The sequence below is a fragment of the Paraburkholderia jirisanensis genome (assembly GCF_054782355.1).
On record NZ_BAAGSQ010000033.1, the window covers coordinates 612,630 to 628,500 of the forward strand.

At 61.9% G+C, this 15,871-nt stretch carries 13 protein-coding genes; 8 read left to right on the forward strand and 5 right to left on the reverse strand.

The features are described 5' to 3' along the window. Positions 1-6 precede the first annotated feature (6 nt). Both ACYVNQ_RS34700 and ACYVNQ_RS34705 read right to left on the reverse strand, forming a co-directional pair. Positions 7-924 carry a 2-dehydropantoate 2-reductase gene (locus ACYVNQ_RS34700; protein ID WP_460909678.1) on the reverse strand — a complete coding sequence of 306 codons (918 nt, stop codon included), beginning with the start codon at positions 922-924 and terminating at the stop codon, positions 7-9. After that, positions 925-1,191, reverse strand: a complete 267-nt coding sequence (locus ACYVNQ_RS34705; protein WP_460909681.1) for a hypothetical protein — start codon at positions 1,189-1,191, stop codon at positions 925-927. A 76-nt stretch (positions 1,192-1,267) separates the two neighbouring features. Here ACYVNQ_RS34705 and ACYVNQ_RS34710 point away from each other — a divergent pair, with 76 nt between their 5' ends. Together ACYVNQ_RS34710 and ACYVNQ_RS34715 are read left to right on the forward strand one after the other, a co-directional pair. Beyond that, entirely contained in the window at positions 1,268-2,188 is a 921-nt protein-coding gene (locus tag ACYVNQ_RS34710) for a LysR family transcriptional regulator (protein ID WP_460911217.1), read from the forward strand. Positions 2,189-2,310: 122 nt separating this feature from the next. Next, entirely contained in the window at positions 2,311-3,216 is a 906-nt protein-coding gene (locus tag ACYVNQ_RS34715; protein WP_460909684.1) for an alpha/beta fold hydrolase, read from the forward strand. Between the two features lie 463 nt (positions 3,217-3,679). Here ACYVNQ_RS34715 and ACYVNQ_RS34720 read toward each other — a convergent pair whose 3' ends face one another. After that, complete coding sequence (locus ACYVNQ_RS34720; RefSeq protein WP_460909687.1) at positions 3,680-3,907, reverse strand: hypothetical protein; 228 nt, start codon at positions 3,905-3,907, stop codon at positions 3,680-3,682. 118 nt (positions 3,908-4,025) lie between these two features. Between ACYVNQ_RS34720 and ACYVNQ_RS34725 the strand changes: the two genes are divergently transcribed. Together ACYVNQ_RS34725 and ACYVNQ_RS34730 are read left to right on the forward strand one after the other, a co-directional pair. Continuing rightward, entirely contained in the window at positions 4,026-6,545 is a 2,520-nt protein-coding gene (locus ACYVNQ_RS34725; RefSeq protein WP_460909689.1) for an autotransporter family protein, read from the forward strand. 295 nt (positions 6,546-6,840) lie between these two features. Further along, positions 6,841-8,511 (forward strand): ABC-F family ATP-binding cassette domain-containing protein, encoded by a 1,671-nt coding sequence (locus tag ACYVNQ_RS34730; protein WP_460909691.1) that lies wholly within the window; start codon positions 6,841-6,843, stop codon positions 8,509-8,511. 61 nt (positions 8,512-8,572) lie between these two features. Here ACYVNQ_RS34730 and ACYVNQ_RS34735 read toward each other — a convergent pair whose 3' ends face one another. Further along, positions 8,573-10,282 (reverse strand): tannase/feruloyl esterase family alpha/beta hydrolase, encoded by a 1,710-nt coding sequence (locus ACYVNQ_RS34735; RefSeq protein ID WP_460909693.1) that lies wholly within the window; start codon positions 10,280-10,282, stop codon positions 8,573-8,575. 649 nt (positions 10,283-10,931) lie between these two features. Between ACYVNQ_RS34735 and ACYVNQ_RS34740 the strand changes: the two genes are divergently transcribed. From ACYVNQ_RS34740 to ACYVNQ_RS34755, 4 genes are all read left to right on the forward strand, one after another. Then, a complete protein-coding gene (locus tag ACYVNQ_RS34740) occupies positions 10,932-12,557 on the forward strand; it encodes a tyrosinase family protein (protein WP_460909695.1) in 1,626 nt (541 codons plus the stop codon). 65 nt (positions 12,558-12,622) lie between these two features. Further along, the gene (locus ACYVNQ_RS34745; protein ID WP_460909696.1) at positions 12,623-13,369 is read left to right on the forward strand and encodes a copper chaperone; all 747 of its coding nucleotides are present in this window, start codon (positions 12,623-12,625) and stop codon (positions 13,367-13,369) included. Further along, complete coding sequence (locus ACYVNQ_RS34750; RefSeq protein WP_460909699.1) at positions 13,366-13,869, forward strand: DUF7868 domain-containing protein; 504 nt, start codon at positions 13,366-13,368, stop codon at positions 13,867-13,869. Before ACYVNQ_RS34745 ends, ACYVNQ_RS34750 begins: the two co-directional genes overlap by 4 nt. A gap of 199 nt (positions 13,870-14,068) precedes the next feature. After that, on the forward strand, positions 14,069-14,446 hold the full coding sequence (locus ACYVNQ_RS34755) for a cupin domain-containing protein (RefSeq protein WP_460909702.1): 378 nt from the start codon (positions 14,069-14,071) through the stop codon (positions 14,444-14,446). 46 nt (positions 14,447-14,492) lie between these two features. Here ACYVNQ_RS34755 and ACYVNQ_RS34760 read toward each other — a convergent pair whose 3' ends face one another. Then, positions 14,493-15,824 (reverse strand): alpha/beta hydrolase, encoded by a 1,332-nt coding sequence (locus tag ACYVNQ_RS34760; protein WP_460909704.1) that lies wholly within the window; start codon positions 15,822-15,824, stop codon positions 14,493-14,495. Positions 15,825-15,871: the final 47 nt, after the last annotated feature.

Below are 15,871 nucleotides of genomic sequence, written 5' to 3' on the forward strand. Positions count from 1 at the left end.
CGAAGCTCAAAGGTGTGAGCGTGCCGGAAAAGGCCTGACGTCCTGAGCTTGCAGCAGCGTCAACAGTGTCTGGTTGACAGGCGTCGGCACACCATACTGCTCGCCCATCCGGACAATAGACCCCGTTAGCGCATCTAGTTCAAGCGGGCGTCCTTCCATGCAATCGAAGTACATGGATGTCGTCTCGTTCGGAGGATAGGACAGCAGCCTGGCCATCACCCGTGATTGGATGTCCTCCCCCAGAACGACGCCGCTGGCGCGCGCAACCAGCACCCCTTCACGAATTATTTCCGACGCGAGCATGCAAATATCGGCGCGTTGCAGAACGACCAGACGTTGTCGTGTAAGCGCCGTAATCGGATTGGCCGCCGCATTGAGCAATAGCTTGGCCCAGAGCAACGCCTCGAAATCCGCACGAGGGGTCACCTTTAGCGAGGTCCCTTCGAACAGTTCTGCAAAGGCGTTTCCCGATGGCGTGTCGGGAATCGCGATATCTTCGCCCGCCGCATTGCGAAGGCGGAAATGATTCACGGCGCGTCGCTCCGCATTGAGGTAGACAACGGCTGGCACAACGGTTCGGTTCCCGACATAAGGCGCGACTCGCTGCTCGTGCCCAATGCCGTTTTGCATGACGGCGACGCGAGTCTTCGGGCCGCAGAGTCGTGCAAGCCAATCCGAAGCCGACGCGGTATCTTGCGCCTTCGTGCACACGAGGACCCAGTCGACAACACCAGCGTGCATGGGGTCTGTCAATACGTCGATGCACAGATTCTGTGTCCCCCCGGCCTGCTCCAGAACGACTTCGCGAAATCCTTTGCGCGCGCACGCGACGATTCGGTGACGCCCGGACAAACCAAGACAGCAAGCCACCACACCACCGATCCCACCCATTCCTATCACGGCTATTGACGCGCTTGCGGTCATTCAAAGCTCCTGCTTGGCCTGCCCCGCACAGCCAACATAGGCCAGACCTTCGGACGAGAAACGCATGCCACCCGAAGCGGCATCATGCGTATGGCATCGGAAATTCTCGCTGAATCGAGGACCGAAATGAAATGACATATACTCATCGAAGGCATAACGGATCGTTATAGCAATGAAGTGGCGCATCAAGATCGGCGGATCGTCGTGATAGAGCGCGACAGGACCATAATCAGCACCGATTTCACATGTATTTCCAACCCGACGCATGCCCAGGATCCGCCGTATCGCGCCACGGCTTACCATCCTTGCATATAGCTAACGCTTATAGGAGCGACACCTGGACATCCGCGCACTCCGCTATTTTGCCGAGGTCGTAAACTGCGGCGGCTTTAGCCGGGCGGCCGCGACCCTGCATGTCACCCAGCCTGCAATCAGCCGCGCGGTGCGGCTGCTGGAGGAGGAATTGGGCGCTGTGCTTTTGATCCGCGAGCCGAAGACCGTCAAACTCACTCGCGAAGGCGCGGTGCTCTATCGCCATGCCACCCGGGTGCTGCGTCAGGTACGCGAACTGAGCTCCGAGCTGGCGGACATGAAATCGGAGCTTAGAGGCGAACTCCGTGTTGGGTTGCCTCCATTGGTAGGGTCGACGTTTTTCTCCGATGTGATCGCCGGGTTTCGACGGCAATTTCCAGCCGTTGAACTCCACATCGCCGAGATTTTCTCTAGCCGCCTGGAGAGCGCGCTTCATGACGGAGAGATAGACATTGCAGCCGCGATGCTGCCAGTCGACACGGAACGCTTTGTAACGCAGCCGTTCGCGCAAGACAAATTAATGTTCGTTACAGTGCGCGAGCACAAGTTGGCTGCTCAGTCAGCGCTACGCATGCTGGCGCTGAAAACCGAACCGCTGGTGACGTTCACCGAAGAATTCAAGCTTTGTGGCCTGATCGAGGATGCATGCCGGGCACAAGGGTTCAAACCGATGATCGTGGGCCGCAGCGGCCATCTTGATCTGGTACTCGCGATGGTGGCTTCCGGAATGGGTATAACGATTCTGCCCAGTTCTGTTTTTGCGAAGGTTAGCGCAAGTCAGTTCGTCGCCATTCCGATTGTGAAACCTGCGATTCCGTTCGAGCTTGCACTAGTTCGAACCTGCGACGGACATCTTAGCCATGGATGTAAAGCATGGATCGAAGTTGCTGCGAGCGTGCTTGACTTCAAGGTTTCCCGCTCGTTTGTCTCGCAGACTGGCGGCCACACATAAGCTTGCCCGATCCGACGCGTGGCGAATGACGCAACGCGCGCCGCGGAATATGTCGTGACCTGAGGTGTTAGAGCACATGCAGCCCAACGTGACTGCAATGGAAAACACTCTGGGGTTACGGTATGAACGAAAGCAAAACCGAAGCTGAATTACGTTCCCAAGATTCGGACGTCAAACCGCGTGTGCCATTTGTGCTGGTTCACGGCGCATGGTGGGGAGCCTGGTCTTTCGAACGCCTGATCCCGTTGCTGGCGCGCCGTGGTCATGCGGCGATCGCACGCGACCTGCCGGGACACGGCCTCAATGCCCGGTTTCCCCGGGCTTATGCGCAGCGTCCGCTCGATAAGGCGGCATTCGGCACCGAGCCGTCACCATGCGCGCACATCACGCTCGACGACTACGTCGATTCGGTCATACAAACAATCGAAGACGCGCGTTCGCTCGGCGACGGCAAGGTCGTGCTGGTGGGTCACAGCATGGGCGGCATCGCGATAACGGCGGTTGCCGAACGTGTGCCGGAGTATATCGAGCACCTCGTGTATATCGCGGCGTTCATGCCCGCATCGGGCACATCGATGGGCGAATATCGAATCGCCCCGGAAAACGAGGGCTCGCTGCTGGCGAAGCAAGTGATGGCCGATCCAAAGGCGATTGGTGCGATACGGGCAGACCCTCGCTCGCCAGACCCGGATTACTGGGCCAATGGCTGGCGCGCGTTGTGCCATGACCTGAGCGAGGACGACTATCGCGCGGTAGCGAATCTGATGATATGCGACCAGCCCGCGGCACCGACGGCGACGCCTGTCATCACCACGCGCGAACGCTGGGGCAGCCTTCAACGCCATTACATCATGTGCCTGCAAGACCAGACGATGCGCCCGGCGCTACAGCAGCGTTTTATCGACCTGGCCGATGCGTTTGTGCCGCAGCGCCCTACCGTCGTACATCGGATCGACGCAAGCCATGCACCGTTGCTGTCGCAACCGGAAACGCTGGCCGACATGCTAGCCGGCATCGCCGCCTGCTGAGTGTCGTCGACGAGGACCGGCTGAGCTTCTCACGAGCCACCGGTCCTCGAGAGTCAGTTCTATCTTCTGATGCAAGGACTGCTGCGTGTGTCGAGCAGTCTTCACGCGTTGACGCATGCATGTCGCATTGCGAACCATCGTCGCCGTCACCAATCCGCGCCTGAATTAAATATTCGCCTAAAGTGCGATGCGCCGCAGCCGATATAACGACCATCTCAACAGTCGGGTGCGTAACGATGAAGAAAAACGAGTGGAGACTTGTTCGATCGGCTTCTCGCAGCAAGCGGCCTGGTGCTGGGCCGCTCAGGCTTTCCTGTCTGGCACTGGCCGCTATGGGTTTGTTCGCACGACCCGCGCTGGCCGACAACTTTACGGCGGCGAGTGGCGCGGATCTGATCGCCGCGATCAACAACGCCAACGCATCGTCCGACGCCAGTTCTACCATCACGCTGACACAGAGCTTTCAGGCTTCGAGTGCTTTACTGCCGGCGCCGACCAAAGCCCTCACGATCAACACGCAAGGTTTCACGTTGACGGGCAATGCGAGCATCGGCTGGTCAAATACGGCAGCAGGCTTTCCGCCCGTGACGCTTGTCGGGACATTCACAGGCACCACTACCGCAGGTATCACCGGCGCTATACAGATAATGAATGCCTCGGTCATCAATAACGGTTCGATCCTGGGGTTCACCAACTCCTCCACTGGGACCGCCGAAGGCGGTGTGGTGTTAAACGGGGCGAGCACGTTCGTGAATAACGGAACCATCGTTGGCGGAGATGCGCCAACGAGCGGGAGCGCAGGAACCGGAGTGAACTCGGCGATCCTCGGAGCTCGGGTCACGCTGACCAACAACGGAACAATTCAGGGCGGCAATACCAATGGGCGAGGCGGAGCCTTCGGTGCAATTCTGGGAACCGCGGGTGCCGGAGCGTCACTGATCAACACCGGCACGATTCGCGGCGGGTCCGATCTGACGGGCGCGACCACGGGCAACGCAGCGGTTGAAATGCGAAAGTCCGTGACCACCGTCACTTCTTCGATCGTCAACTCCGGCACGCTGATAGGCGGCAACGGCGCGGCTGCCGTCATCGGGCTTGGGCCGCTTAGTCTGACCAACAGCGGCACGATCCAGGCGGGCAACGGCGGAACGACGGCCATCCAGATGGGCGCCTCAGGCGATCCGCTTACGCTTGAACTCCAGGCAGGGTCCAATATCGTGGGCAATGTTGTTGCCGATGCCACGCAGTCCACCAACACCCTGATTGTGGGCGGCAGCGCAAACGATTCACTCGATGTATCGTCAATCGGCAGCACCGCGCAGTACCGCAACTTCAACCTCTTCCAGAAAACCGGCACGAGCACCTGGACGCTGACCAACACGACCACCGCGGTCACGCCGTGGACTTTGATGGGCGGCATTCTGCAGATTTCGAGCGATGGCAATCTCGGCGCTGCGTCCAGCGGCCTGACGTTCAACGGCGGCACGCTCGAGAACACCGCCGACATCACCAGCGCGCGAAGCGTCACGATCGCGTCGAACGGTACGCTGCTGACCGACGCCGGCACGACGCTCACGCTGAACGGCACGATCGCGGGCGCAGGCGCGCTAACCAAGGCCGGCACCGGCACGCTGCTCCTGAACGCAGGCAGCACGTACGCCGGCGGCACCACGATCGGCGCCGGCACGCTGGTGGTCGGCGATGCGGCTCATAACGTAGCGACTATCGGCGCGGGTCTCACCACCGTCGCGGCAGGCGCAACGCTCGGCGGTTACGGTTCGGTGCTCGGTTCGGTGAACAACAACGGCACGATCGCCGCTGCCAATGCGCTCGCCCAGTTCGCACCGGGCGGCACGGGTACGCTCAATATCGGCGGCGATCTGAACAACGCCGGCATCATCAACCTGGCCGCAGCGTCAGGGCAAGCCGGCAACGTGCTGAGTGTGGCCGGCAACTACACCGGTACGAACGGCCAGGTCGTGCTGAACACGGTGCTCAACCAGGGCGGCAGCGCCACGCAGAGCGACCGTCTCGTGGTCGGCGGCAATGCGAGCGGTAGCACCACACTCAGCCTGAATCGCTCGGGCTCCGGTGCGGCCACCACCGGCGACGGCATCCAGCTGGTGCAGGTCAACGGTACCTCGGCGGCGAACAGCTTCCATCTGGCCACGCCGGTTCAGGCCGGCGCGTATCAGTATCTGCTGTATCAGGGCGGCGCGGCCGACGCGGGCGGCTGGTATCTGCGCTCGGAGTTCGAACCGGCCGCCGCAACCGATACGTCGGCAGGTGCCGGCACGGGTACTTCGACGTCCGGCATAAGCAGCAACGCCGCGTCACGCGCGGCCGCGCAGATCGCGTATCGTCCCGCGGTGACCGGCTATGCGCTCACGCCGCTGCTCGTCACCGATTACGGCTTTACGATGCTCGGCCGGCTGCAGGAACGCGTCGGCGATCTGGCGAGCGTCGAAGCGGCGAACCAGTCCACAAGCAAGAACGGCGTGTGGGGGCGCATCGGTGGACAGAACCTCGATGCCGACGCCGGCGACCGCTTCTCGGCCGACGAGCGCACCTTCTTCGCGCAGTTCGGCAAGGACTGGACGCTGGCACGCGGGGCTAACGGCGGCAGTACGCACGCGGGCGCCACGCTGAGCTTCGGTTCGACGTCCGCATCGTTTGCCGACAGCGCGCGCGGCCTGACCGGGCAGCTATCCGATGCGACCGGCACGGTCGAGACGCAGGCGCAATCCGTGGGCGGCTACTGGACCAGGTACCTGCCCGACGGCACGTACTTCGACGGCGTCGGGCAGTTGACGCACTACCAGAACCAGTACGGCGACGTGTACGGCGGCAGTGGCCGGCAGAACGGTTTCGGTGCGGGTGTTTCCGGCGAAGCAGGCAAGCCGTTCTCGCTCGGCGTGGGCGGCATCGCCATCGAGCCGCAGGCGCAGCTGCTCTACCAGTACGTGCACCTGAACCACTTCGACGACGGTATCGCCGAGATCGGTTCGAACACCACCAATGCGCTGCGCGGCCGGCTCGGCTTCCGCCTGTTCAGGGCCAATCTGGACAACAGTGCGAAGAATTCGACGCTGACGCCGTATCTGACGGCCGACGTACTGCACGACTTCTTCTCGCCGGGGCAGACCAGCATCGGCGGCGCGACGCTGCAGAACGAACTGGGTAAAACCTGGTACGACGTCGGTGTCGGCGTGACGGGCAGCTTCGGTAAAAGCTCGGAGGTGTACGCGAACGTCACGTACGCGCACAGCATCAGCGGCGACTATCGACGCAACGTGTTCGGGCAGGCGGGGTATCGGTTTAGCTGGTAATGCAGTGATTCAGTGCCCCATGCTGCTTCGACGGCAGCATGGGGCTGACGTTCGTCGCGAAGGTTCTCGTCCCTCCCCCTGTTGGCCCCTTTCTCTCTTTGCGCTCGTACCTGCTGCACGACGCCGTGGTGGCATGCACATCGCCGGGCTCAATGCCTCAGTCTTCCCGCTTTGGCTGAAATATGCAGCCGGTGGACGCCGCAAAACGCAAGCGGCCCTTCACCCGTGCGGCCAGAAAAAAGACCGCCTTGCGTCCGGTCGGCTATCATGCCGGTCTCCCCCGAAGTAGCTTCCTATGATTTCCGTCCGTAATGTCACGCTGCGCCGCGGCGTCAATGTCGTACTCGATCACGCGTCCGTCACCTTCACCCCCGGCGAAAAGATTGGCCTGGTCGGCCGCAATGGCGCCGGCAAGTCGTCCTTTTTCGGCCTTCTCAACGGCACGCTGCACGAAGACGGCGGCGAGTTTTCGATTCCCGCTGCATGGAGAATGGGCCAGGTTGCGCAGGAGATGCCGGAAACCGACCAGAGCGCAACCGACTTCGTAGTCGAAGGCGACACCGTGCTGCTGGCCGCGCAGGCCGAAGTAGACGCCGCTGAGGCCAGCGACGATGGCATGCGCATGGCGCACGCCTACATGGCGCTGCACGACGCCGGCGCACACGATGCCCCGGCACGTGCCCAGGCGCTGATCCAGGGCCTCGGCTTCACCGCTGCGCAGCTGGCCCAGCCGGTCAACAGTTTCTCCGGCGGCTGGCGCATGCGGCTGCAACTGGCGCGCGCGCTGATGTGCCCGTCCGATTTATTGCTGCTCGACGAACCGACCAATCACCTCGACCTCGACGCGCTGGTCTGGCTGGAAGCGTGGCTCAAACGCTATCAGGGAACCCTGGTCGTGATCAGCCACGATCGCGAATTCCTCGACGCGGTGACGCAGGTGACGGTGCACGTCGACAACGCCAAGCTCGTGCGTTATGGCGGCAACTACAGCAAGTTCGAAGAGATGCGCGCCGAGCAGATGCTGTTGCAGCAGGCCGCGATGGCGAGGCAGGCGGACAAGATCGCCCACCTGCAGAAATTTATCGACCGTTTCAAGGCCAAGGCCTCGAAGGCGAAGCAGGCGCAGAGCCGCGTCAAGGCGCTCGAACGCATGGAGAAGATCGCCCCCGTGCTTGCCGACGCAGAGTTCACCTTCGAGTTCAAGGAGCCGCTCAACGTGCCGAACCCGCTGTTGTCGATGCTCGACACCAGCTTCGGCTACCCGGCACCGGCGGACGCCGCGCCGGGCACGCCACCCACCGTCATCGTGCGGGGCATCAACCGGTCGGTGCTGGCCGGGCAGCGCATCGGCATTCTCGGTGCCAACGGCCAGGGCAAGTCCACGCTGGTGAAGACGGTGGCGCACTCGCTGGCGCCGATTGCCGGCGAAATCAGCGAAGGCAAAGGCCTGAACATCGGCTACTTCGCGCAGCAGGAACTCGACGTGCTGCGTCCTCTCGACACGCCGATGGAACACATGATCCGCCTCGCCAGAGACACGCCGGCGCACATGCGCGCGCCCGGCCAGAGCGGCACCGAACAATCGCTTCGCACCTTCCTCGGCACCTTCAACTTCAGTGGCGACACGGTCCACCAGGCGGTCAGCACGATGAGCGGCGGCGAAAAGGCGCGCCTCGTGTTGTGCATGATCGTGTGGCAGCGCCCCAACCTGCTGCTGCTCGACGAGCCTACCAACCACCTCGACCTCGCCACGCGCGAAGCGCTAGGCATGGCACTCAACGAATTCGAAGGCACTGTGATGCTGGTCAGTCACGACCGGTCGCTGCTGCGCGCCGTATGTGACGAGTTCTGGCTCGTCACCAAGGGTGGCGTCGAGCCCTTCGACGGCGATCTGGACGACTACCAGCAGTTCCTGCGCGACGAAGCGCGCAGCATGCGCGAGCAGGCGGAGTTGGGCACCAGGTAAGCGCATCATCGAATAATCGACAGGCGGCCCTCGCCGCCTGCTCGCTCCGCCATCATTCCGCTCAGTCCACACACTGAAACGAAGCCGCCGAGTTGACGTCGCCGCCGCTATACATCGGCCATTTCGGGTAGTCGCACAACGGTCGCGTGCGGCCGGGCACGCCAACCGTATCGGTCGTTACCTGCCCGACCGGCGCGGTGCCAGCCTCGGCCCATTGCTCGAGTGCCGTCAGTGAATCCCACGTGGCATTGAACACGCTGCTGGTCGCATGGCCCATACCGGGAATCTCGTAGTAGCGTGCGAAGGTCTCGACCTGATCGACTCCCATCTGCGCTTGCAGCCGCTGAAAATATTGCTCGGTCGCGCGCGTGCTGACCAGTACATCGACCAATCCGTGGACCAGCAGCAGCTTGCCGCCACGCGCCTTGAACGCAGAGATGTCGGTACTCGTATCGAGTTGCGAACTTAGCGCGCTGATACGGTCAGCCCAGACGCCGGGTTGCTCCGGGTCGAGCGACAGCGAATCGAAGTTGACATCGCGCGTGACCGAGTACTTGAACCACTGGTCGGTCAGCACGCTGATATAGGGCGCCGTCACCGGCATCGGGTTGGCCGGCTGAGTGCTTCCGAATGCGAGGAACGTCACCACCGGCTGTACCGCCGACGTGCGGGTCGAGATGCCGAGATCGGCACCCCACACGTTGTAGCCCGGATATTGGGTCTCGCCGCTTGCCAGCGGAAAGCCGAAGTTGGTCGATGTATTGATCGTCTGCAACGCGTCGATTTGCGCATCGGACAGGCAGTTGTCGCCGGTGTCGGCGCCGTTGGGACAGCGCAGCGGTACACCCTTTAGCGTGGCTGTCGACGGATCGAACGTCGCATTGCATTCCTGCTGATTGCTGATCAGGCCATCTGCCACGCCGTCGAGGGTGTCGCACGCCTCGATCGCCGCGTCATACACGGCGGCTCGTTTTCCGACGCTCGGATAGGCGCCCGGCTGCGCCAATGCGCGGTTCATACGCTGACCGCCGAGCAATGCCGCCGCATCGTCCCATGCCGGATACCATGCGATCGCACCGTCCCAGTCCGCAGGCCAGCGCTGGATCGCCGCGAGGGCTTCGCGGCCGCCCGTCGACCCACCCGCAAAATAGGCTTTGACCGGCGCGCCTGCATAGCGGGCCTTGATGATCGCCAACGCCGCGTCGTGGGTTTTCTTCAACGCATCTCCGCCGAAATTTTGCACCGCCTCGTCGTTCAACCCAAAGCTTCCGTCTTCAGATGCCAGTGCGTTAGCCTGATGGCCCGAATCGCTGGCGAAAGTCGCATAGCCGCGACCGAGCGGCGTCGGTTTGTCGATCGGACCATTAGGCACATTGCCCGTCACATCAGGGATGCTGCCGTCGAAGCCGCCGCCGCCGAACATGACGACCTTCCGGTTCCATTGCGTAGGCAGCGCGACCTGGAACTGGATGTTGGGTGCCGATTGATCGACGGGGGAAATCTTGCCCGTGACCTGGCAGAATTCGGGTGACGCAGCCGCGCCGGTTCCGCTGGCAGCGACGGTTTTGGCCGCCGTCACACTTGCTCCCGAAGTGGGCAAGCCGATCGACGACGCGGGCACCGTCATCCCCGCCAGCTGTTCACAGGCGACGCCTTGCGCCACCGGTGCAGGTGAAGAAGAAGTGCCGCTGCTGCAAGCTGCGAGCGCCACGGTCACCACCAGGCTGGCCGCGCATGCGGCTTTCAGACCATAAAGATATGTCAATCTCATGTTGTCTCCGTTCTCTGTTTTGATGGCCACCGGTTTGTTGAAGGCATTTTCTCGAGACAAAGCCTCTCCATAACCCGGACAAATCAATCCGGGTAATCGACTTTCGACGTTTTCAGTTAAACCGCATTGGCACTGACAGCGACAAACCGCTTTTCAACCCGAATGGCCCTGGCAAATAGCGACCTTGCGATTTGTGTCGTTCATTTATCAATCCTGGCGGCGTGCTCCCGTCTCTTGTCTACCGATGAACCGATGATAGTGAGACACGATTGCCTTAGTAAGGTCTGTTTCGGACAGGGCGGTGTCCCCGGAGGACATTCGCAGGAGGTGCGGGGATCTCGAGTTTTTTGCGGTTGCTCACATCATGAATATGCGGTCAGGCATATAAAAACCGGCTATTCAATCCGGCTTATCTTGATTGCATAAATTCGATATGTCCATATGCAATCCGGCTCACCAAATTCCAATCCGCAATTAAAGAAGGAAAATAAAAGAGTAAATTTTATAAGACAAATCCCGTTATTACTGGCTTACTATCGCCTCCAGTGTTGTTCCCGAAGCCAAGAAGGTAAACCCATGCAGATCGCAAGATACTGCATCGACGTACTCGACTAGCGATTCGAGCAAATCCACACGGAGACCAAACCAGATGACAACCTATATTCGCAACGATGCCTGGAATTCGGACGGCACCTTCAACAACACCGATCTGCTCTGGTACGCCAGGGGTGTCGGCAAGATGATGACGCGAGCGTTGAATGACCCGGCCAGCTGGTGGTTCTTCGCTGCCATTCACGGTGAATATGTCAACCCGAACACCGGATGGTATCCGTCGCCGCCGAGCTTCCCGGGGTGGGGATTTGCGAAGAGCCCGCCGACGGTGCCGACCCAACCGCTGCCGAACCAGGCGACCATGGACAAGTACTGGAACCAGTGCCAGCACGGCAGCTGGTTTTTCCTGCCGTGGCACCGCGGCTACCTGCTCGCGCTCGAGGCCCAGTTGCGCGCGGACATCGTGAGCCTCGGTGGCCCCGCAAGCTGGGCACTGCCCTACTGGAATTACTTCGGCGGCCCGCAAGGCAGCCACGCACAAATGCCTCCCGCCTTTGCGCAGAAGACCTTGCCTGACAACACACCCAATCCGCTGTTCGTGACAATGCGCTACGGCCCGGACGCCGACGGCAACATCTATGTTCCGACCGATCTGTGGGCAGAGACCCATCCGAACGATCCCAACTGGAGCTACGGAGACGTCACGCAAACCTGCTTGACCAACAATATCTTCACCGGCTCGGACTCCGTCACGCCGCTGCCCGGCTTCGGCGGTCCTCAATCCGGGTTCTCCCACAACGGCGGCCCGCACGGCAACATAGAGAGCAATCCGCACGATCTGGTGCACGTGTACACCGGCGGCCAGATCACCGACACCAACTATGGGCTGATGGCCGACCCTGGCACCGCAGGCCTCGATCCGATCTTTTACCTGCATCACTGCAACATCGACCGCATGTGGGCGTCATGGAATGCGGCCGGCAACGTCAACCCCACCGATACCAGCTGGCTCAAAGGCCCCGCTCAACAATTCGTGATGCCAATGCCCGACGCTGAGAGCTGGGTGTACAAACCTGCCGACGTGAACAGCCTTTCGCAACTGAACTACTCGTACCAGGACGCCTCGGCACCGGCGAAGGCTACGCCGCTGCTGGCGCTGCGCTTGCAGAAGCTCGGCGCGCTCCAGCCGACTGAAGCCGCAGCGATTTCGCTTGCCCCGAAAGCGACGCAGGCGCCGGCCGAACTGCTGGGAGCGAGCGCCGATGCCGTCGAGGTCGCGGGCGCGGGAACCGCTCCAGTGAAGGTACGGATGGACGCGGACGTGCAACGGCGTGTGACCAGCAGCCTGAAACAGGCTTCGCGCGCGGCTTTGCCTGACCATGTGTACCTGAAGCTGGAGAACGTGCGCGGCACGCTGGATTCGACTGTGCTCGGTGTTTATGTCGATTTGCCCCCTGGCCCCTGCACGACCGACGTGCTGCGTGCACACCACGCGGGAGATGTCGGCCTGTTCGGGCTGCGGCTGGCAAGCGCGACGCACGGCGCGCACGGCGGAGCCGGGCTGACCTATGTGCTGGACATCTCGCACCTGGTCGACCAGCTGTATCTCGACGACAAGCTGTCGGGCGGCAACATCGACGTCACGCTGCGACCGCGCCGTCAGTTGCCGGCACAAGGTAAGATCGAAGTGGGTCGAGTCAGCGTCTACCGGCAACCCAACTGAGCGGATCGACAGGCATGATTCACAACAGACGCGAATTTGCGCGGTTGCAGTTCGGTGTTCTAGCTGTGAGCCTGGCGGCGTGGCTTGTGATCGCCGCCATGCCGCACTGGTTCGGGCAAGACCTGATGGCCTTTCTATGCAGCGCTTCGCCGGCGCCCTGGTTGACTACCAGCTGGTTCGTATCAGCCAGCGCCGGATGGCTGTTGATGATCGCCGCGATGATGGTGCCGATGACGATGCCCGCGCTGTCGCATATTCGTGTCAGCACGTTTTCCAGCCGGCGCTCGCGCGCCACCGCGCTGTTTCTGCTTGGCTTTGCCGCAACCTGGCTGATTCCCGGGCTTGCGATGAAGGCGCTGCAATCGGCGTTGACCGGTGCGGCTGCCAGCCCGTTCGGCACAGCCGCAGTGACAGCGCTGGTGGCCTGCATCTGGCAGGCGTCGCCGTTCAAGCAGCGTTGCCTGAACGGCTGCCACCGGCACAGTCCGTTGTCGGCGTTCGGACTACGGGCAGATCTGGACGCGCTGCGGCTCGGCGTAGCACACGGGCTGTCGTGCATCGGCACGTGCTGGGCCCTGATGCTGCTTACTCTGCTGCTGCCAGATTGGCATCTGTCAGCGATGGCCGCCGTCGCGGTGCTGGTGTTTTGTGAGCGGCTCGATGCACCCCGGCCTCCCACATGGGAGATCAGAGGTCTGCGAACAGCCTGCCAGTGGCTGCAGCGTGAGATCGCGCACGCACCCGCTTTCGGCTGGCTGCGTCAACGAAGGCCACGTGCCGAACCCATGGTTCGGGAGGACAGGTTCATATGAGCGCCCCGATCGACGCTGGAGGACCGCACCACGCGCCGCTTGTGATTGCGTCGAGCAACGCTCCCGCACTCGTGCAATCCGGCGGCGTCGCGGTGCCGCTCGCCGTCGAGCCTGGGACTACCGGCATACTGGCGGCCGCGCATGCGAGCAACCCGTCGTCGTTGCGCATCTACCTGATTCTCGAGCATATCCGCGGCATGCTCGACGCAACCGTATTGCGCGCGTTCCTGCACACGGCAAGTACAGGCAACGGCAGCCAGCCCCACGGCACATGGCTCGGCAGTGTCGGTTTATACGGGCTCAGGCGCGCCAGTTCAGGCGTGGCGGGCACGGGCATGCTGCATTACGTGGATGTCACGCCGCATGCCGCGCTGATACTCGGCATGGCTGCGAACGCACCGCAGTTGGTTGTCTCGCTACTTCCTCAGCCGACGCTCCCAGATAGCGTGTCGATCGAAGTCGGCCGCGTCGGCATTTGCGCCGAAAGACTCACGCATTGATCGTTTGCCTGCTTCTGCGCAATGGTCGACGTACCGGTCATCGCAGCCGGTAGTATCGACGAAGCAGCGCGCGTCAAGGTACGATTGAAACGAACACGTGAGGCTTCACGGTCGGCGGCGCGCCGTTCCCGCAGGCGTTCGTCGACCGCCGGCGGTCCGCCCAGATCGACACTATCGTCAAAATCGAAGGAGTTGCAGCATGATGCTCAGCAAGGTCAATATCCAGGCTGCGTTCGCCGGCATTTCCGAATACTGGTCGCCGAAGATCGGCGGCGACATCAACGACTCACAGATCAAATTCGCAAAGCTCAGTGGCCTGTTCAACTGGCACTATCACGAGAACGAGGACGAACTGTTTCTCGTGGTGAAAGGCACGCTGCGCATGAAACTACGCGCTGAAAACGGCGGTGACGTGTTGATCGAAGCGGGTGAATACATCATCGTGCCGAAGGGTATCGAGCATTGTCCCGAAGCCGTCACCGACGAAGTCCATTGCCTGCTGCTCGAACCGACGACAACGCTCAACACCGGTAACGTCGTCAACGAACGGACCCGTACGGATCTCGAAAGAATCTGACGGCAGCGGCCGGTAGTGCAAACACGCGACACCGGGCGCGACCCTTCTAGTGCACCGGCGCCGGATAGCCTTTCCAGATCCATTCAAGTGCCGAGGCCAGGGTTTGTGCTTCAGTGGCTTCGTCGACGTGCCCTGCGTTGCGGGCGAATATGAACTGGAAGTGGTAGCCCTTGGCGGCCAGCACGCGCGCCATGTCCTCGTTGGCTGCGGTCCAGTCATGCATGCCATCGGCAAGAGGACCGATCGGATAGAACAGATCGCGATCGCCCGCCTCGAACCAGAAACGGATCGGCTTGCGCGGCGCGTTCGGGATCAGCGGCGCGCCATTCGATTCGCTCGCGGGCGTCACCATCTTTCCCGACACGGTGAGATTCTGCTTGTTCGGCCCCGGCCAGGCGTCGTGGTATTGCCATGCGCCACCGGGAAGCGAAGTGTCGTGCGGCCATTGCTGGTTCACCATCGTCGGCGAGTAGCCAAGCACGCGGTGATAGAGATCGGGATGGAACCAGGCCATCGTGAAGGCGGCCGCGGCACTCGAACTGAAGCCCATCGTCGCGCGACGATCCGGGTCCTTCGTCAAGCGCACATGCGCCTGCCGTTCGACCCGCGGCAACACTTCCTGCTCGACCCATTCGGCGTACGTGCCGGACACGGCGTCGTATTCGCGGCCCCGCTCGCTGCCCTGCGCATCCTGCCCGCCGGCACCGATGCCAATGGCCACCATCGGCGGCAACCGGTGCGCGTGAATGAGGTTATCCAGCACGTTGAACAGCATCTGCTCGTTGAAGAAGCCCTGCTTGCCGCCATCGCCGAATACGATGAACGGCGCTGCTGTTCCCGCAACGTACCCGGGCGGCACATAGACATCGACGTCCCGGCTCCAGCTGCCTGCATGGCTTGCGGGTACCAGCAGATCGGAGCCATCGCCTGGCGCGGTCGAAGCCGAGTTCACCGCAGAATTGCCGCAGCCGGGCAGATCGTCGCGAATCATGCCGGGCCGATAGATGACGCTGTCCGCCGACGTCATCACGAACGTATGGACGGTGCCGTGCGGTACGTTCGCTTGCTCGACGGTCTCTGGCGACGGCCGGTGCGTTGGACCGATGATGAAGTTGCCGTCGCTATTGACCGATGGAATCTGGCCGTCTGGCAATTCCGTCGCGGATGGGTAGGCTGGGTTGTGTGGGTCGCGTGTGGGAGGTGTTGTCGTCAGATCGAGGCCGGCTGTATCGATGAAGAACGGTGCTTTGGCGTCGGTTGTATTTGCGCCGGCTGGCACTGCTGCATTGGGCGGCGCGCATGTGTTGTCGGCAGCGATGGCTGGTATGGCAGCGGCCATCAAGAGTAAGGTCACGAGAAGAACGTGGGATTGGGTCATCTGCGATTCCCTTTCTATTGGCTTGCCGATTTTTTGAATACGGTCCA